Origin of the sequence: Brachybacterium sp. AOP3-A1-3 (assembly GCF_052378285.1) — a bacterium.
Lineage (GTDB): Bacteria > Actinomycetota > Actinomycetes > Actinomycetales > Dermabacteraceae > Brachybacterium.
In genome coordinates, this window is sequence record NZ_JBQSXM010000018.1 from 25,165 (window position 1) to 42,883 (window position 17,719).

At 69.0% G+C, this 17,719-nt stretch carries 14 protein-coding genes and 1 pseudogene; 9 read left to right on the forward strand and 6 right to left on the reverse strand.

Features of this window, described 5'->3' with window-relative positions; translation table 11 throughout:
• Positions 1-46: 46 nt before the first annotated feature.
• Entirely contained in the window at positions 47-670 is a 624-nt protein-coding gene (locus ACT3T5_RS16465) for a helix-turn-helix transcriptional regulator (protein ID WP_444594939.1), read from the reverse strand.
• 319 nt (positions 671-989) lie between these two features.
• Here ACT3T5_RS16465 and ACT3T5_RS16470 point away from each other — a divergent pair, with 319 nt between their 5' ends.
• From ACT3T5_RS16470 to ACT3T5_RS16490, 5 genes are all read left to right on the forward strand, one after another.
• Positions 990-2,393 (forward strand): MFS transporter, encoded by a 1,404-nt coding sequence (locus ACT3T5_RS16470; protein WP_444579469.1) that lies wholly within the window; start codon positions 990-992, stop codon positions 2,391-2,393.
• Entirely contained in the window at positions 2,393-4,048 is a 1,656-nt protein-coding gene (locus tag ACT3T5_RS16475; RefSeq protein ID WP_444579468.1) for an N-acyl-D-amino-acid deacylase family protein, read from the forward strand. Before ACT3T5_RS16470 ends, ACT3T5_RS16475 begins: the two co-directional genes overlap by 1 nt.
• Positions 4,049-4,121: 73 nt before the next feature.
• A complete protein-coding gene (locus ACT3T5_RS16480; RefSeq protein WP_444579467.1) occupies positions 4,122-4,499 on the forward strand; it encodes a RidA family protein in 378 nt (125 codons plus the stop codon).
• A gap of 318 nt (positions 4,500-4,817) precedes the next feature.
• Complete coding sequence (locus tag ACT3T5_RS16485; RefSeq protein WP_443398360.1) at positions 4,818-5,981, forward strand: N(5)-(carboxyethyl)ornithine synthase; 1,164 nt, start codon at positions 4,818-4,820, stop codon at positions 5,979-5,981.
• A gap of 254 nt (positions 5,982-6,235) precedes the next feature.
• Complete coding sequence (locus ACT3T5_RS16490) at positions 6,236-6,907, forward strand: DUF4282 domain-containing protein (protein ID WP_444579466.1); 672 nt, start codon at positions 6,236-6,238, stop codon at positions 6,905-6,907.
• 33 nt (positions 6,908-6,940) lie between these two features.
• Here the strand turns inward: ACT3T5_RS16490 and ACT3T5_RS16495 are convergent, their stop codons facing one another.
• The gene (locus tag ACT3T5_RS16495) at positions 6,941-7,780 is read right to left on the reverse strand and encodes an SDR family oxidoreductase (protein WP_444579465.1); all 840 of its coding nucleotides are present in this window, start codon (positions 7,778-7,780) and stop codon (positions 6,941-6,943) included.
• An 86-nt stretch (positions 7,781-7,866) separates the two neighbouring features.
• Positions 7,867-8,385 (reverse strand): MarR family winged helix-turn-helix transcriptional regulator, encoded by a 519-nt coding sequence (locus ACT3T5_RS16500; protein WP_443404477.1) that lies wholly within the window; start codon positions 8,383-8,385, stop codon positions 7,867-7,869.
• A 209-nt stretch (positions 8,386-8,594) separates the two neighbouring features.
• Here ACT3T5_RS16500 and ACT3T5_RS16505 point away from each other — a divergent pair, with 209 nt between their 5' ends.
• From ACT3T5_RS16505 to ACT3T5_RS16515, 3 genes are all read left to right on the forward strand, one after another.
• On the forward strand, positions 8,595-9,566 hold the full coding sequence (locus tag ACT3T5_RS16505) for an Abi family protein (protein ID WP_444594940.1): 972 nt from the start codon (positions 8,595-8,597) through the stop codon (positions 9,564-9,566).
• Positions 9,567-9,605: 39 nt separating this feature from the next.
• A complete protein-coding gene (locus tag ACT3T5_RS16510) occupies positions 9,606-11,960 on the forward strand; it encodes an AAA family ATPase (protein WP_443404489.1) in 2,355 nt (784 codons plus the stop codon).
• A gap of 188 nt (positions 11,961-12,148) precedes the next feature.
• Complete coding sequence (locus ACT3T5_RS16515; RefSeq protein ID WP_444594941.1) at positions 12,149-13,459, forward strand: ISL3 family transposase; 1,311 nt, start codon at positions 12,149-12,151, stop codon at positions 13,457-13,459.
• A 373-nt stretch (positions 13,460-13,832) separates the two neighbouring features.
• Here the strand turns inward: ACT3T5_RS16515 and ACT3T5_RS16520 are convergent.
• The 3 genes and pseudogenes from ACT3T5_RS16520 to hxlB all read right to left on the reverse strand — a co-directional run bounded on the left by ACT3T5_RS16520 (position 13,833) and on the right by hxlB (position 16,803).
• Positions 13,833-15,122, reverse strand: a pseudogene (locus ACT3T5_RS16520) (IS3 family transposase).
• 430 nt (positions 15,123-15,552) lie between these two features.
• Positions 15,553-16,176: a 3-hexulose-6-phosphate synthase gene (hxlA, locus tag ACT3T5_RS16525; protein WP_444594942.1), complete on the reverse strand. Its 624-nt coding sequence runs from the start codon at positions 16,174-16,176 to the stop codon at positions 15,553-15,555.
• A gap of 54 nt (positions 16,177-16,230) precedes the next feature.
• A complete protein-coding gene (gene hxlB, locus ACT3T5_RS16530) occupies positions 16,231-16,803 on the reverse strand; it encodes a 6-phospho-3-hexuloisomerase (protein WP_444594943.1) in 573 nt (190 codons plus the stop codon).
• 92 nt (positions 16,804-16,895) lie between these two features.
• Between hxlB and ACT3T5_RS16535 the strand changes: the two genes are divergently transcribed.
• Positions 16,896-17,711: a LuxR C-terminal-related transcriptional regulator gene (locus ACT3T5_RS16535; protein ID WP_444594944.1), complete on the forward strand. Its 816-nt coding sequence runs from the start codon at positions 16,896-16,898 to the stop codon at positions 17,709-17,711.
• The last annotated feature ends 8 nt before the right edge of the window (positions 17,712-17,719 follow it).

Below are 17,719 nucleotides of genomic sequence, written 5' to 3' on the forward strand. Positions count from 1 at the left end.
CCAGGCGAGGCCAGGTCGCCGCGACTGCTCCCGGCGGGCGCCCCGCTCAGCCCCGCCGCACCTCGTCGAGGTAGCCGTAGATGGTCACGCGGGAGACGCCGAGGCGGGCGGAGACCTTGTCCGCCGCGCGCTTGATGCGGAAGGCGCCGCGGGCCTCGAGCAGGCGCAGGATCTCGATGCGCTCGGGTTTGGTCAGCGAGGGCACCGGCTTGCCGACGTGGCCGATGGCCTCCTCGACCATGTCGTCGAGAACGCTCGAGATATCCGGTCCCACCAGCTCCTTCGGATGCTCCCGGACCTCGTCGCGCACGGCAGGAAGCAGGGCGCTGAGCGCGGTCAGGGCGGTCTGTGCCGGGGTGAGGTCCACGTTGATGCAGAAGGAGGCGATGACGACGCCGTCATGGTCGCGGTAGTAGGTGGAGGAGCTGATCAGCTCCCGTCCATCCGCCGTGCGGCCCCGGTAGCCGTGGGCGTCGTGGTCCGTCGACGGGTCGCGCAGCACCTCGAGGCCGAGGTTCGTGGAGGGGCCGCCGACGGTGCGTCCGCTGAGCTGGCCGTTCACGATCGCTGCCACGGAGTGGTCGAGATCGCCGCCGGTGAGATCGTGCAGCACCACCTCGCAGTGCGGGCCCACGACCGCGGCGATCGCGCCCATCAGGGGGGTCAGCACCCGGTAGGCCTCGTCGAAGCTCGCGAACCGGGCGCCCTGCTCGGGGACCGCGGGATACGCGGGCCCCGCGGGGGCCGAAGACTCCGAACGATCTGAAGGCTCCAGAGGGGTCAGAGACTCCGAATGATCCGAAGGCCCCGAGGGGGTCGGAGACTTCGGACGATCCGAAGGCTCCAGAGGGGTCCGGAACTCCGCGGGGCCGGGGGCACTGTGCGCTGCGCTCATGGGACACATCATGGCACTTGCGGCTCCGCGGTAGACGTAACCTCTGTCAAGGCTGTATAAATTCAGTCAAGCACGGTTCGTCGAGGAGGACTCCATGCATCCGACCACCCCACCGGCAGCCCAGCCTGCCCCGCTGCCGGGATCCCAGCCGGACCCGCAGAACACGCGGGACCCGCAGAGCGCGCAGCTGAACGCCAGGCAGCGACGCACCATCGCCGGCGGCGCCATCGGCACGCTGATGGAGTACTTCGACTACTACCTCTACGGTCTGGCCTCGGCCGCGGTGTTCCCCGCGGTGTTCTTCTCGTCGGACTCCGTCTTCGTCGCCCAGCTCTCCAGCTTCGCGACGTTCGCCGTGGGCTTCCTGCTGCGCCCCGTGGGCGGGCTCGTGTTCGGCTACATCGGCGACCGCTACGGCCGCAAGCTCACCCTGCTCATCACCGTGATCGGCATGGGTCTGACCACCGCCGCGATCGGCCTCATCCCCTCGGACGCCACCATCGGCCTGGCCGCCCCGGTCCTGCTCATCATCGCCCGCATGTTCCAGGGCCTGTTCGTCGGCGGCGAGATGGGCGGCGCGGCGACGATGGTCGTCGAGCACGCCCCCGTCGGCCGCCGCGGCCTGTACGGCGCGCTCCTGATCAGCGGCGCCGGCATCGCCAACGTGGCCTCCGCCGGCATGATGGCGGGCCTGGGCCTGGGCCCGGAGTCGTTCTTCATGACCTGGGGCTGGCGCATTCCGTTCCTGTTCGCCCTGGTGCTCGCGATCATCGCGGTGTTCCTGCGCCGCCACCTCGAGGAGTCCGAGGAGTTCACCCAGCACACACGCGACGTCGCGGACAAGAAGGTCGCCGCGACCTCGCCGCTGCGCGAGGTGGTGCGCCACCCCAAGAATGCGATCCTCGGGATCCTCATCGGCCTGCCGCAGTCGATCGCCGGGTACGTGGTGCTCACCTTCGGCCTCGCGTTCATGGTGGCCGACGGGGTCCCCGCGCAGGTCGGCTTCATCGGCACGATGATCGTGGGCGCCCTGCAGATCGTGATGGCGCCGCTGTACGGCGCGCTCTCGGACAAGGTGGGGCGCCGGCGGGTCTACATCGCCGGCTGCGTCGGCTTCGCGGTCCTGGTGTGGCCCGCCTTCGCGCTGTACGGCACCCACCAGCCGGGCATGATCTGGCTGGGCATGATCATCGGCTTCGTGATCCCGGGCATCGCCATGCAGGGCACCTTGCAGACGATGCTCACCGAGATGTTCGACGTCGAGCAGCGCACCACCGGCGTGAACATCGGCTACCAGCTCTCCAACACCCTCGGCGGCGGCCTCGCCCCGCTCATCGCGACCGCGCTCGTGGGATGGGCGAGCGGCTCGATCTGGCCCGTGGTCGTCTACGTTGTGGTGATCTGCGCGATCGGCGCGATCGCCACCGCGACCGCCTCGATGCGCCCCGATACGGCCGACGCCGGCCGCCTGAACGCCCTGGAGGGAACCCGATCGTGATGAGACTGCTGATCCGCGGAGGGCGCGTCGTCGAGGGCGGCACCGTCACGGCCGCCGACGTGCTCGTCGAGGGCGAGCGCATCGTCGCCGTGGGCCGCCTCGATCCGGCCGACGCCGCGGGCGCGCAGATCCTCGAGGCCGACGGCCGCCTCGTGGTGCCGGGCTTCGTGGACGCGCACTCCCACGCCGAGGGCGTCGTCGTCGATCCGGAGGTGCAGCTGGCCCTGCTGCGCCAGGGGGTGACGACCGTGATCGGCGGGCAGGACGGCGTCTCCTACGCGCCGGGCGACGGTGCCTACGGCGCGCAGTACTTCGCCGCGATCAACGGCCCGCACCCCACGTACCGCGGGCCCCGCGTCGAGGATCTGCTGGCGACCTACGACGGCGCGGCCCCGCTGAACGTCGCCTACCTCGTCCCCGCCGGCACCGTGCGCCACCAGGTGCTCGGGAGCGCGGACCGCCCCGCGAGCACCGAGGAGATTGCTCGCATGGTCGAGCTGGTCGCGCAGGGCGTGGCCGACGGGGCGGTGGGGCTCTCCACCGGACTCGACTACACGCCGGGCCTCTACGCGGGGGCCGACGAGATCGCGGCGCTGTGCGGTCCGCTCGCCGCCGACGGCCTGCCGTACGTGACACACATGCGCGGCGGCTACGAGGACAACTCGCAGGTGGGGGTCGAGGAGGTGGCACGGATCGGCCTCGACGCGGGTGTGCCCGTGCACGTCTCCCACTTCCACACCCGAGCCGACGAGGCTGCGCGGCTGATGGACTGGTTCGACCAGCAGGGGGTCGACGCGAGCTTCGACGCCTACCCGTACACGCGCGGCTGCTCGATCCTGGGGATGACCCTGCTGCCTCCGGCCGTGAACGCGATGGACCCCGACGAGGCCGCGGCCCTGCTGCGCGATCCGGCCGAGCGCGAGCGCCTGCGCCGTGACTGGTTCCCGGGGGTCGACGCCTACCCGAGCCTGGGACCGGAGTGGCCCGAGCTCATCACGATCGCCCACACCGTCGCCCCCGAGTTCGCCTCGGCGCACGGCCTCACCCTCGCCGAGCTCGCGCGGCGTCGCGGCACCGACCCCATCGATGCCGCGCTGGATCTGCTGGCGGCCTCCCGCCTCGAGGTGAACGTGGTGATGGCGGTGCGCGACCAGCGGCCGGTCGAGGACCTCGGCCGCCTGATCGCCCATCCGGGACACCTGGGCGGCTCCGACGGAATCTTCATCGGCGCCCATCCGCATCCGCGTTCCCGCGGCACCTTCGCCACCTACCTCGCGACCTATGTGCGCGAGCACGGCTTCCTCACCTGGCCCGAGGCGATCGAGCACCTCTCGACCCGCGCCGTTCAGCGGTTCCACCTCGGCGAGCGCGGCCGCATCCTGCCCGGGCACATCGCCGACATCGCCCTGGTCGACGAGGACGCGGTGCGTGCGACCGCCACCTATGACGACCCGACAGCGCTGGCCGTGGGGGTCGACGACGTGCTGGTCGCGGGCCGTCCGGTCCTCTCCGGGGGCCAGCTCACCGGCGACCTCCCCGGCAGCGGCCTGCGCGCCGCACCGGGCCCGCGCTCCCCCGGCGCCCGTCCCGCGGCCGGCTTCCGCGCCGAGCCCGACCCCCTCCGCTCCGGCGGCCATGACTCCGACGGCGGATGAACGACCGCCCGTCGGCCCCGCGGGGCCCGTGCCCCGCACCTGACCGTGATCACCCACGACCTCGAGGAGAACGATGACCAAGCAAGCCCTCCACACCGACAACGCCCCGCAGCCCGCGGGCCCGTACAGCCAGGCGATCGTCAGCGGCGACCTGATCTTCACCGCCGGTTTCGGCCCGCAGGATCCGGCCACCGGCGAGGTCTCGTCCGACGTCGGCGAGCAGACCCGCCAGGTACTGCGCAACATCCAGGCGGTGCTCGCCGAGCGCGGCGCCACCCTGGACGACGCCCTGAAGACCACCGTGCACCTGGCGGACCTCGCCGACTTCCAGGAGTTCAACGCCGCCTACCGCGAGTTCTTCTCCGAGCCGTTCCCGGTGCGCACCACGGTCGGCTCGCAGCTCGCGAACATCCTGGTCGAGATCGACCTCGTAGCCCGCATCAGCGCCTGATCCGGCCACCCGGCGCCTCTCATGGCGCGAGCGGGGCAAAGGTGGGGGTATCCGGCATGGATGCCCCCAACTTTGCCCCGCTCGCGTCGATGATGGGCACTGCGCCACCCGTGCCGGACGCCGCCTCCCCACCGGCCGCCCTGCTCCACGTCGCCCGGTCCCCGCTCACCCCTGGTGGGCCCGGCACCATCACCGTCCGCGCCCGCTCCCGGAGGCGCGTTTGGCGCGATGATCTATGGTCAGGATCTAGGGGTGCCACCGGGCGCCCAGGATCGGACGCACGTGCTGCCACGCCAGAACGACCAGATCACCCAGGACATCGAGAGCGACCGGAGCGGACCGACGACGGACCCCGCGCTCACCCTCGGAGTCTTCGGATTCTCCCGCAAGACGGACGAGTGGCGGGTGCCGATCCACCCCGCACACGTCGATCGGATCCCTGCCGAGCTGCGCAGCAGGATCCTCCTCGAGGAGGGCTACGGCGAGCGCTTCGGCATTCCCGACTCTGAGCTCGCCCAGCACGTGGCCAGGGTGGTCACCCGCGCCGAGCTGTTCGAGCAGGCCGACATCCTCGCGCTGCCGAAGCCGCAGCATGAGGACATCCGTGCCATGCGCGAGGGCCAGACGCTCTGGGGATGGCCGCACTGCGTGCAGGACCGCACCCTGACCCAGCTGGCCATCGACAAGCGCCTCACGCTCATCGCGTTCGAGGCGATGAACCACTGGAACCAGGACGGCTCCTTCAACCTGCACGTGTTCCACACCAACAACGAGCTCGCGGGCTACAGCTCGGTGCTGCATTCGCTGCAGCTGCTGGGCTCGACGGGGAACTACGGCCGTCGCCTCACCGCCACGGTCATCGGGTTCGGAGCCACCGCCCGTGGGGCGATCACCGCGCTGGGCGCCCTGGGCATCACCCAGATCCGAGTGCTCACCAACCGTGCCGTCGCCGCGGTCGCCTCCCCGATCCACTCGGTGGACATCGTGCAGTTCGCTCATGCCGACGAGCCCTATATGAGCGCGGCCATCACGGACGAGGGCCGGGTCCCGCTGGGGCCGTTCCTCGCCGAGAGCGACATCGTGGTCAACTGCACCCTGCAAGACCCCAACGCCCCGCTGCTGTACCTGCACGAGGGTGACCTGCAGCAGTTCACGCCGGGCAGCCTGATCATCGACGTCTCCTGCGACGAGGGCATGGGCTTCTCCTTCGCCCGGCCCACGTCGTTCGACGAGCCGATGCTGCGCCTGGACAACGGGGTGAACTACTACGCGGTGGACCACAGCCCGTCGTACCTCTGGAACTCGGCGAGCTGGGAGAACAGCTCAGCGCTCCTCCCGTTCCTGGAGACCGTCATGTCCGGACCCTCCGCCTGGGCGGGCGTGGAGACCATCGACAGCGCGATCGAGATCCAGGACGGCGTGATCCGGAACCCCGCCATCCTCGAGTTCCAGGACCGCGAGGCGGAGTACCCGCACCGCTGAGCCGAGCGGGTCACGATCGATGCTCAGCCCGCGACCGGTCTCCTGGGCCGGACTCCCGGGCCGAGCATCGATCCCTCCGCGGCCGCGGATCTCGACAGCTGGTGGCTCGTCGCTGCCCGCGAGGGATCCGCACTACAGTTCTCGTGGGGACAGTGCGACGGGGGCCGCCAGCAGATCAGGGCCGTTCTTCGCGCGTGGACCGAGGTGCGTGGACGCGCATCAGCCATCGACGTATGAAGGACGTGAATCGCGCTATGTCGCACCCATCCGACGGGGACCGCTTCGACTCGCCGTATCCGGAGCAGAACCTCTCCGCCGACCAGCCCTGGGCCGATTCCGAGCAGCAGGCCTCGCCGTACGGGGACCAGCAGGCCTCCGGTGCCGCATCGGGCTCCGAGGTTCCCAGCCAGTCGGCCTCGGCGTACGGCCAGGGCTCGCCGGCGTATGGACAGGGCTCGCCCGCGTACGGGCAGGGCTCCCCGGCGTACGGACAGGGATCACCTGCCTACGGCCAGGGCTCCCCGGCCGCCGGCGCGCAGATCCCTCAGGATCCGTCCTGGGTCCCCGTACCGAAGCAGGACGGCGAGGCAGGCTTCTTCCGCGCCCTGTTCGACTTCACGTTCACCCACTTCATCACGGTGAAGTTCTCGGCCTTCCTGTACATCGTGGCGTTCGTGGTCGCGCTCCTGGTGTGGCTGGGGCAGATCCTCTGCGGCATCATGTTCGGCTCGGTGCTGGGCAGCTTCAACAGCTTCTACGGGGAGTCGAGCTTCAACGCCGTGCCCCTGATCCTCGCGATCGTGTTCGGCTGGATCCCCTCAGTGATCGCGCTGATCGCGATGCGTCTTGGTCTCGAGTTCAGCGTCGCGACGGTTCGCACCGCGCAGAACACGAAGAAGATCGCCGAGCGGGCGCAGGCCGCCTGAGGTCAGAGCGGGCAGACCAGGCATACAGGCAGGTCAGCGGCGCAGCCCTGCCCCGATCTCGGCGAAAGTCTCTCGCATCGTCTCGTCGTTCCAGGACCACACATCATCGCCGCGCAGCACCGCGTCGGCGCCGCCGTCGCAGTAGATGGTCTGCCCGGCGCAATGGCTGTTCTCGACCGAGGTCAGCCAGATCAGCAGGTTCGCGACGGACTCCGGGCCCTGATGGCCGTTCAGCGGCATGGGCACATACGCATCGGTCATCGCCCTGCCCTTCTCGCTGGCCAGGAGATCCGCCGTCATGGGCGTGACGACAGTGCCGGGGGCGACGGCATTGAGCGGGATGCCGGCGCCGGCCCAGCGAGCGGTGGGCGCCTCGCGCCGCACCCAGCGGGAGATGGCGCGCTTGGACGAGGGGTAGATGACGTTCGCGAGGCCGGCGTCCTCGGCCATGCGGGTCGCGATCTCGTCGGCCTCCTTCTCGTCATCCGCGAGCAGCGCGTCCACGAGGGCCGGGACCACGGGCTGCATCGAAGCCATGGAGGACACCAGGGAGACGCGGGGGGCCTCGGAGCGGGCGAGAGCCGGCTGCATGGCCTCGAGGAACTCCGTCATGCCGAAGTAATTCACCGTCGCCGTGATCGGCTTCGGGATCGACAGGCCGGCGCAGGCGATGACGGCGTCGACGGTGCCCCCGGCGAGGCGGGTGGCCTCCTCGGCGGCGGCGACGCGGCCTTCAGATGTGGAGAGGTCGCCGGGGACCTCGACGTCGCGCAGGTCGACGCCGATCACGGTGTCGCCGCGCGCGGTGAGGATCTGGGCGGTGGTGCGGCCGATGCCGGAGGCGGCGCCGGTGACGACGTAGGTACGGGACATGGTGGGGTCCTTCCGGGAGTGGGAGTACGTGCAGCTGGGGGTCAGTGCATCCGCGGGACAGGGCGGCGAGCCTGAGGGCCAGCAGGTCAGTGGGTGGAATCCGGCCTCGCGGCCGCCGGCCGACCCGAGGACGGAGCATCCTCCGCAGCCCCCGGGGTCAGCAGCCCGTCGGTGAAGCGGACGAGCAGGGTGGACAGGGTGCGCACGTCGGCCGCATCCCAGCCGGCCGTGGCCTCGGCGAGCATCGCGACGCCCGCGGAGACGAGCTGCTCGTAGGTGCGGCGCCCGTCGGCGGTCAGGGCGATGCGCGCGGAGCGGCCGTCGGACGAATCCGGGGTGCGCTCCACGAGACCGGCGGTGGTCAGGCGCGTGAGGAGCTTCGAGGTGGAGGGGCGGGTGAGGTGCAGATCATCGGCGATGGCGCTGGGGCGCTCGGCACCTCCGGCGATGCCGAGCACGTACAGCGCGCGCACGCCGACGGGATCCAGCGAGACCCCGCACTCGGCGGTGATCCGCCGCTGGAACTCGAGCGAGGACCACTGCGACATCAGCGCGGTGAGCGCCGTGAGCGTGGCGCGATGCAGAGCGGGGTTCGTCGCGTCCATGGCGGACACCGTACGCCCATGTGATTGCCTCCAGCAACTACCTGATCGTCTCGAGAGCCGCATCGCCTCGCCCCAGCAAGCCACCGCGACTCCCGTCCACACCAGTCACACCCCGGTGGAGTCGGAGCAGTCACCCTGATACACTTGCGGCAATAGTTCAGCCCGCCCAGCTACGTCTGGTGTGGGCTGGATCTATCTTCGGGGGAATTATGGCGACAACGAAGCCGTTCACAGACATCCCAGGTCAGCTGGCGATCTTGCGTGGCCGCGGCATGTCTGCAGACACGACATTCGCTTCGCAGTGGCTATCGAACGTCGGGTACTACCGCCTCAGCGGCTATTGGTACACATACCGCGGACACCACGCTGATGGCACTCCAACCGACCAATTCCTACCCAACACCTCGTTGGCCGACGTCACCATGCTCTACGAATTCGATCGCAAACTGCGCACCCTGATCCACGACGCCATCGAGCGCGTCGAAATCGGCGTCCGGAGCCATGTGAGCTACCACCTTGGCTCTTCTGACCCCCTCGCGCACGAGAACAGCATGCTCTTCCGCCCTTCCTTCGATCACTCTCGCTGGCTCGACGTGGCGCGGCGGCGGATAGCACGCGCCAGATCCCATAGTGAACCCATCCGACACCACCTCTCCCGCTATAGCGGGAGCGTGCCGATCTGGGTCCTTACCGAAGTTCTCGACTTCGCAGACATCTCAAAACTCTACGAAGGCATGCACTCTCGCGACCAGTGGGCTGTCGCCAGCAGACTCGGCGTCACCATCGATCTGTCCACTCTGTCGAAGAACCAGCAGCAGAAAGCCAAGAAGGAACACCCGCTCACGAGGTGGCTCGAGCATCTCTCTATCTTGCGCAACTCCATCGCTCACCACGCACGGGTGTGGAACCGTTCGTTCACGCCAGCCCCAACTGCCGCTCTCCGCACGATCCCGACGCTGTCATCGTTGCCTCGCGGCCAAAGCGAACGCCTCTATGGGTCACTTGCCCTTCTCGCCCATCTCTTGGGCGGCCTTTCCCCAGGCTCCACCTGGAATCTGAAAGTGCACTCCCTGGTTGAGGACGAGTTTGAGCACATCGAGGGTCGGACGCCGTCAGAGATGGGATTTCCTAGCGACTGGAAGCGCTATGACCTGTGGTCAATCCGTTGCGGAGACTGGTGACAGGTCCCTGTGGGCTGCGCTGCTGCGAGAGAATGAACCATGGCCCCGCAGCTCACGATCACCGAGGACTTCCAGCGCGCCCTGGACCTGCTGGACGCCGGCAGCCACCTGTTCCTCACCGGCCGGGCCGGCACCGGCAAGTCGTCGCTGATCAGGCGCTTCCTGGAGACCACCGACCGCAACGCCCTCACCGTCGCGCCCACCGGGATCGCGGCGCTGAACGTGGAGGGGTACACGATCCATCGCCTCTTCTCCTTCCCGCTCGGTGTGAGCGAGGAGCTGGTGCGGGGACCGCGCTACTACCCGGGCCGCTTCGCGCAGGCCCTCTCCACGCTGGACACCCTGATCGTCGATGAGGCCTCGATGGTGCGGGCGGACCTCTTCGACGCGCTGGCCGCCGCCCTCGAGCGCTTCGGGCCGCGGCCGGGCGAGCCCTTCGGCGGGGTGCAGCTGGTGCTGGTCGGCGACCTCTTCCAGCTTCCACCCATCGTCACCGACGCGGAGGCCGCGCACATCGAGGAGCGGTACGGCACCCCGTTCTTCTTCTCCGCGCACTCCTTCGATCGGGACCGCTTCCCGGCGGTGGAGCTGACCACCGTCTTCCGCCAGCTCGGCGACGATCGTCTGGTGGACCTGCTCAACGCCGTGCGCGAGGGCGCCCTGATGGAGGAGGCCCGGGCGGAGCTCAACTCCCGCACCGACCCGGACTTTGAGCCGCCGCTCGAGGAGTTCTGGCTGACACTGGCCACCACCAACCGCATCGTGACCTCCCGCAACCGCCAGATGCTCGAGCGCCTCCCCGACGCCCCGCAGACCTTCACCGCAGCGGTCACCGGGGAGACCGACGGCTTCGAGCGACCCACCGAGGAGGCACTGCGACTGGCCGTCGGCGCCCAGGTGATGCTGCTGAACAACGACCCGCTCGACCGCTGGGTCAACGGCACCCTGGGCCAGGTCACCGCGATCGGCGCCGACGCCGACGGGCCGGTCGTCGAGGTGCGGCTGCGCGACGGCCGACGCCACCAGGTGGGTCCCCACACCTGGGACATCACCCGCCCCTCTGTCGACGGCGGCCACCTGGTCCATCAGGTGATCGGCACCTTCACCCAGCTGCCGATGAAGCTCGCCTGGGCCATCACGATCCATAAGTCCCAGGGTCAGACCCTGGACCGCGTGGTGGTGGACCTGACCGGCGGCACCTTCGCCAACGGCCAGCTGTATGTGGCGCTGTCGCGGTGCACCAGCCTCGCGGGGCTCGTCCTGAAACGCGATGTGCTCCCCCGCGACCTGAAGTCCGATGTCCGGGTGCGGCGGTTCCTCGCCTCCTCCACAGCTCCTGCCGAGACGCTCGGCGACGCCTACATCTCGGCGCTCATGGTCGGCAACGTCGGCGATCGGTACCGGCCCCGGCCGGTGGAGATCGCTGTGGTCACCGACGACGGCGACGAGGCGACCACCATCGTGAACCCCACGAGCGACCTGTTCGCCGCCCGCACCGAGTACGGCATCACCACGCGCGACGTGCAGCTCGCCCCGGTGCTCACCGAGGCCTGGGCCGCGCTGTCCCCGCTGCTTGCGGGCCGCATCCCCGTAGGCCCTCGGATCGATGAGCAGCTGGGCTGGATCGACTTCGAGCTCAAGCGCAACGGCGTCGTCGAGCGCATGCCGCTGGGCGCCGATGTGCCGACCACCGACCTCCTGGCCGACGAGCGCGCGGGCCTGCGCTCCCCCACCGCGCTCGGACGGGCACGGGCGATCCGGGACGTCGTCGAGCGTCGGCGCGCGGGAGTCACCGGACCAGGGGCAGGCGCCGGCGGCAGCACGACCACCCGCACCGCCGCTGCCGACGCGGGCACCCCGTTCCCGCAGCTCGCACGGGGACGGGGCTATCTGCTCTCCCGCACGAGCGGCGAGCTCGGGAACCCCGGGCCGGAGGGCTTCGTCGTCGGCGGCAACCTCTCCGCGCACGACGACGCCGCGCAGGTGCTGGCCGAGGTGCTCGAGGCGGCCTGGGGCCGGGTCATCTCCCACGACCAGGAGGTCGTGGACCGTCTGCGCGGCGTCGAGACCCATTTCGGCGTGCAGGTCCTGCCCGAGGGACTGGAGATCACGGGGGCGATCGACCTCGCGGAGATCCTCGTGCCCGGCGCCCGGGTGTGCTTCACCGGCGAGGTCGTCTCCGCAATGCACGGGTCCGTGGATCGCTCCGAGATGGAGCATCTGGCGCAGCAGCGCGGGCTGATCCCGGTCCCGAACCTCACCAAGACGCGCACGGACGTCCTGGTGGTCGCCGAGCGCGGCACCCAGTCGAACAAGTCGAAGAACGCCGCCCGCTGGGACAAGCCCGTGCTCGACGCCGAGGAGTTCCTGGCGTGGGTGCACGGCGCGGTGTGACGCCCATCGTCCCGAGCCGCACAGCCGGGATTCCTCGGCCGACGACGGACCGAACAACCTACCGATAAGTGGCTCTTCGCAGTTGAGGGGGTAGCGGGGGGCATGGGTCGGGCGCGTCGGTGCCGGGATAGACGTCGAGGTCTCCCGAAGATGGAAGTTCTCACGCTCGCCATCAGGAAGACCTCGACGTGCGCAACGCTACCTTCGACAGCCCCGACCTGACGACCTTCACTCGCCTCGAGGAGCTTGGTCTGGTCGTGGTCGGCCAAGAACTCACGGCCCACCGGGCGGTGCTGGAGTGCAGGGTCGCCGAGGAGGATCCATGGTGCCGTGCCTGCGGAGCACTCTCGACCTCGCGGGGCTCCATCTCGCGGTCCCTGGCGCATGAGCCGTTCGGCCACCGCCCCACCACGTTGCTGGTGCGGATCCGGCGCTACCGGTGTGATCACTGCGGAACCCACTGGCGCGAAGACACCACCGCTGCAGCAGCTGCGCGGGCGAAGCTCTCCCGGGGCGGGATTCGATGGGCGCTGGAGGCCCTGGTCATCGATCACCTCTCGATCGCCCGGGTCGCTTCTGGGCTGGGCGTGGCCTGGCACACCGCCAGCGATGCCGTCCTGGCCGAGGGGAAACGGCTGCTGATCGATGACCCGGCCCGCTTCGACGGAGTCCGCGTGATCGGCGTCGACGAGCACGTCTGGTGCCACACCCGCCGCGGCGACAAATACGTCACCGTGATCATCGACCTCACCCCCACCAGGGACAAGACCGGGCCGGCAAGGCTGCTGGACATGGTCGAGGGCCGCTCCAAGGCAGCGTTCAAGGCCTGGCTGGAGGCCCGCCCCGAGGCGTGGAAGGACCGCATCGAGGTCGTCGCGATGGACGGGTTCACGGGGTTCAAGACAGCCACGAGCGAGGTCCTCCCCGGAGCGGTCGCGGTGATGGATCCCTTCCACGTCGTCCGTCTGGCTGGGGACGCTCTGGATGACTGCCGGCGGCGGATCCAGCAGAAGCTCCACAAGCGCCGGGGCCGTAAGGACGACCCTCTCTACAAGGCCCGCCGCACCCTCCACACCGGGACCAAGCTGCTGACCCAGCGGCAGCGCGAACGCCTCAACGCCCTGTTCGCCCACCACCCGCACGCTGCGATCGAGGCGACCTGGGAGATCTACCAGGCCATGATCGCCGCCTATCGAGAACCCGACCGGACCAGAGCCAGAACGATGATGGAGAAGGTCATCGCCGCGCTCAGGGCGAAGGTCCCAGACACCCTCGTCGAGCTGGGAAAGCTGGGCAAGACGCTGACCAAGCGCGCCGACGACGTCCTGGCGTTCTTCGATCGTCCCGGCACCAGTAACGGTCCCACCGAGGCGATCAACGGCCGCCTCGAGCATCTCCGCGGTTCAGCTCTCGGCTTCCGGAATCTCACCAACTACATCGCCCGCAGCCTCCTCGAATCAGGAGGATTCAGAAACCAGCTACACCCTCAGATGCGATGAGCCAGAAATCATCGCCCATAGGGGTATTGCCCATTGTTTCCTCTCGGAGTCCGCATGGAGCGGCGTCAAGCAGCATTGTTCGAATTCGTGGCTGCGGCGGGTCCGCAGGGTGCACCGGGAATTCCCGAATGCATCCCGGGACAGCTGCGTTCGCGGGGTTGCCGCAGCATGCGCTGCTCACCTGCTCACTGAAACCAGTTGCCGTCAGTTGCAGCAACCGGTGCGAATCGTGACCTGAAGCGGTGAGCGCATTCCCGCGTGGCAGATTCGGCGGATGCCCTGATCATCACGAGAAGGGGCGAAGCGTACTTATCGGGCTCTTCGCAGATGAGGGTGTTTCTGCGGAAGGTGAATCGGCCCGGGTTCTCTGCCGCTACTTTGTGGGTGCGGGCTCTCGGGTGAGGGCCTCGTAGTGGAGCGTCTCGAACTCTATCGGGGTGAGCATCCCGAGGGAGCCGTAGAGACGTCGGTTGTTGTACCAGTTGACCCAGCCGGCGGTCGCGAACTCGACGTCTGCCAGCGTCCTGAACGGCCCGGAGTGGAAGACCGTGGTGCGGATGCACTCGGTCTTGTACAGGCCGTTCACGCTCTCCATGAGGGCGTTATCGAACGCGTCGCCGACGGACCCGATCGACGGGGCAATGCCCTCGAGGTCGAGGTGCTCGGTGTATCGGATCGAGGTGTACTGGGACCCGGCGTCGCTGTGCGCCACCAAAGACCCTGGTGAGACCGGGTTTCCGTCGCGGTCACGCTGCCACAGTGCGATCCTCAGCGGGGTCATGACCAGGTCGGTGAGCATGCTGGAGCTGGCGTGCCAGCCCACGATTCGCTGGGCGAACACGTCCACGACGAACGCGACGTAGACGAACCCCGCCCAGGTCCGGACGTACGTGAAATCGGCGACCCAAACTCGGTCAGGAGCCCGGGGCCGTGAAGTCACGATTGAGCAGGTCACCGGCACGTCTCCCATCTGGATTCGGGATAGTGGTGCGCAACTTCTTCGCCCGCCGGACGCCCTCAAGGCCGAGCGTCCGCATCGCCCGGTCAACCGCACCCCGAGAGGTGCCGGCCAGTCCCGGTCGACGGCGGAGGAGGGCGACCCACTTCCGTCGCCCGTACAGGCCCTCCGGCGTCATCTGGACCTGCCCGGTGACCTGATTGACGGTCCAGGCGAGCCCGCGGATCTTGTCCTCCACGAGGGCGTCTGTGACGGTGCGGGCAGCGATGCGGGTGGGCCTCTTCCACGCTCGGTAGGTCCGCGCAGCGATCCTCAAGCCCTGCTGGCGCAGGACGCGAAGGATCGGCTCGACTGCGTAGCCCCCGGCTCTCATCTCGTCGATGAAGGCCAGGATCAGCGGTTGCGGGGGTCGAGCTCCCCCGCGAAGAAAATCGATGCTTTACGGAGGATCTCGTTATCCTCCCGCAGCCGCTTGTTCTCCGCCTTCAGTCGCTTGACCTCGGCAGACTCTTCGCTCGTGACACCCGGACGCGTCCCGTCGTCGACGTCGGCCTGCGCCAGCCAGCGCCGCACGGACTCCTTCGAGACGCCTTCTTGTCGGGCGACCGCGACCACTACGGCGAACTGGGAGGGGTACTCCTGCTGGTGCTCCCGCACGAGCCGCACGCACCTCGCGCGCAACTGGGGATCGATCTTCTTCGGCATGCTGTCCATCCTTCCGGACTCAAACAGCAGCGGCATCAAACCTGGGCCGATTCACATCCACCACCGCCACCGACCCGCACCAACGAGATTGACACGCAGAACCGTGTCACGCGCAGCATCGGGAGAGACGTCCCGAACTGGGGCACCTCAGCAGGACAGTTACCAGCAGGTTTTCTACGGTTCCCAATAGGGTCCAAGAATGCACTTTTGCGACATATCTGTCGCACTGGGTATACCCCAATGGAGCGCCGGCACTGTGCCGCAAACGATGGGACTCACGAGCAACATCTCGTCCGCCCTGCATGGACTACGGTCGCGCGTTCCGCCTTGCCACGCCGCGATCGTCCCTGAGGCTCGTCCACCGCGCCTAGCGAGGAAGGTTCAGAGCCAGGTCCCAGACCTTCCCTTCACAGGGTGCGGTGGACGCTGTTCAACGGATGGCGGCGCGGATGGCGGCTGCCGCGGCGGCAACGTCGGGAGCGCTGTAAATCGCGCTTCCGGCGACGGCCACGTCTGCTCCCGCCCGCTGGACGGCCTCGACGGAGTCCGCGCTGACGCCGCCGGCGACGGAGAACGAAACTCCGGCGGCCGCGCCGGCGGCGAGCAGGGCGTCGAGGCTGTAGCCGTCTTCCGCCTGCTCATCGAGTCCGGCGTGCATCTCCACGAACACGGCGCCGAGGGCGACGACCTCTCGGGCCCGCGCGGCCTTGTCGGACACGCCAATCAGATCTACGACGACTCCCTTACCGTGCTTGTGCGCCGCGGCGACCGCTCCGACGACGGTGCTGTCACCGGCGACGCCGAGCACGGTGACCAGATCCGCTCCGGCAGTGAAGGCGATGTCAGCTTCCAGCTCGCCGGCATCCATGGTCTTGAGATCGGCGAAGACGGTCTTGTCGGGGTGGGCGGCCTTGACCGCCGTGATCGCCGCGAGGCCCTCGCTCTTGATCAGAGGGGTGCCGAGCTCGAGGATGTCGACGTAGGGAGCAGCCTTCGCGGCAAGCTCGAGGGCGGACTCGGTGGTCAGGGTGTCCATGGCGAACTGCAGTCGCATGTCAGGGTGTCTCTTTCTCTTGGTCGTGCGGTTGGTCGTCGGGGGGTGAGGGGGTTATTCGAGGTTGGCGTGACGGGGCCAGAGCGCATCCGCACTCTGACCGCTCTTCTGCCACAGGACGTCGAAGAGAGCGTCGCCGACGAGGACGAGAACCTGCTCGAAGAGGCTGCCGGCGTACTGGGCCGACTGCTGCTCGGACCGGTCCGTCTTCGTCGCCGCGGGGATGACCAGGGTGGCGTGGGCCAGCAGCGCAAGCCGTGACTCGGGGTCGGCCGTGATCCCGACTACGCGGGCACCGACGGATCTCGCGGTCTCCGCCGCGCTCACCACCCCCGGGGTGGTGCCGGAGCCGCTGGCGGTCAGGAGCAGGTCGTCCTCTCCGATCGCCGGGGTCGTCGTCTCGCCGACGACGTGGACCTCCAACCCCGCGTGCATGAGGCGCATGGCCGTCATCCGTAGCGCGAGCCCGGACCGTCCAGCACCGTGGACAAAGACCCGCCGGGCTTTCGCGGTCAGCTCGACGGCGGCCTCGAGTGCGGGCAGGTCGGGGAGGGTGACGGTCCCCTCGATCTCGCCGACGATCCGTGTCAGCGATTCCTGGATGGTTGGTTTCTCCATGCCGACCATGTTGGGACGGATCGAGAGGCGCCACAGCTGCCCGATGGGCGAGGCGCCCCCTCCGATCGGGTAGGCCTGCCAGGTCGAGGTAGGGTGGTGAGATGGACGAGCTGCCGACACCGGCCGAACGGGCCGACACTCTGGCCCGCGACCGCGCCCTGACCGAGCAGGGCGATCGGCATGCGGTCGCCCTCGGGTCGATCCTCGCCGTGCTCCGCTCGGGCCGGTTCTCGGATGTGGCCGCGCGCAGGGAGGCCACGGAAATCGCTTCCTCGGCGCTCATCCGTGCTCGCTTGACCCATGAGCAGCACGAGAGCGTGCTCGAGCCGGTCGTTGAGGCGTTCTCGCGCCTGCGCACCGAGCTGCGTCCTCTCATTCGCTCCGGGCCGCTGCACGTCCAGTTTGCCGAGCCTCCTGCGCAGGGGCGGGCGCTCCCAGGCCCGGTCGCTCGCGAAGCCCGCGCCATCTCCCGCACCGCAGTGCTCTCGCTCGTGGACCGCGCGGATGCCGCACGGGCCCGGGTCGGCTGGGACTGCGACGGCCGCAACCTGCTCATGGAAATCCGCGACGACGGAGGCGGTGCGGTGTCCGCCCACGACGACGTGCTGCGCCCGATCGCGGAGCGTGTGGTGGCGCTCGACGGCACCATGGACGTGGAGGCAACCCCGGGATGGGGGACGACGCTGCGAATCGAGATCCCCCTGGACCCGCCGAGCGCGGCACTGACGGTGGAGAGCGCCGAGGAGCTCACCGCCCGCGAGAAGCAGGTGCTGCGCCTGGTCGTGACCGGTATCTCGAACCAGCGTATCGGTGACCAGCTCGGGATCACGGCGAACACTGTGAAGTACCACGTGGCTAACCTGCTACGGAAGTACGGCGCCCGCACCCGCGCCGAGCTAGCGTCCATCACCCACTGACGGGAGGG

Coding starts and splice junctions, on each gene's coding strand:
- hxlA (WP_444594942.1), bottom strand. CDS start 16,176: ATGCGACTGCAGTTCGCCATGGACACCCTGACCACCGAGTCCGCCCTC.
- ACT3T5_RS16495 (WP_444579465.1), bottom strand. CDS start 7,780: ATGTCCCGTACCTACGTCGTCACCGGCGCCGCCTCCGGCATCGGCCGC.
- ACT3T5_RS16490 (WP_444579466.1), top strand. CDS start 6,236: ATGTCGCACCCATCCGACGGGGACCGCTTCGACTCGCCGTATCCGGAG.
- ACT3T5_RS16475 (WP_444579468.1), top strand. CDS start 2,393: ATGAGACTGCTGATCCGCGGAGGGCGCGTCGTCGAGGGCGGCACCGTC.
- hxlB (WP_444594943.1), bottom strand. CDS start 16,803: ATGGTCGGCATGGAGAAACCAACCATCCAGGAATCGCTGACACGGATC.
- ACT3T5_RS16505 (WP_444594940.1), top strand. CDS start 8,595: ATGGCGACAACGAAGCCGTTCACAGACATCCCAGGTCAGCTGGCGATC.
- ACT3T5_RS16470 (WP_444579469.1), top strand. CDS start 990: ATGCATCCGACCACCCCACCGGCAGCCCAGCCTGCCCCGCTGCCGGGA.
- ACT3T5_RS16480 (WP_444579467.1), top strand. CDS start 4,122: ATGACCAAGCAAGCCCTCCACACCGACAACGCCCCGCAGCCCGCGGGC.
- ACT3T5_RS16510 (WP_443404489.1), top strand. CDS start 9,606: ATGGCCCCGCAGCTCACGATCACCGAGGACTTCCAGCGCGCCCTGGAC.
- ACT3T5_RS16535 (WP_444594944.1), top strand. CDS start 16,896: ATGGACGAGCTGCCGACACCGGCCGAACGGGCCGACACTCTGGCCCGC.
- ACT3T5_RS16500 (WP_443404477.1), bottom strand. CDS start 8,385: ATGGACGCGACGAACCCCGCTCTGCATCGCGCCACGCTCACGGCGCTC.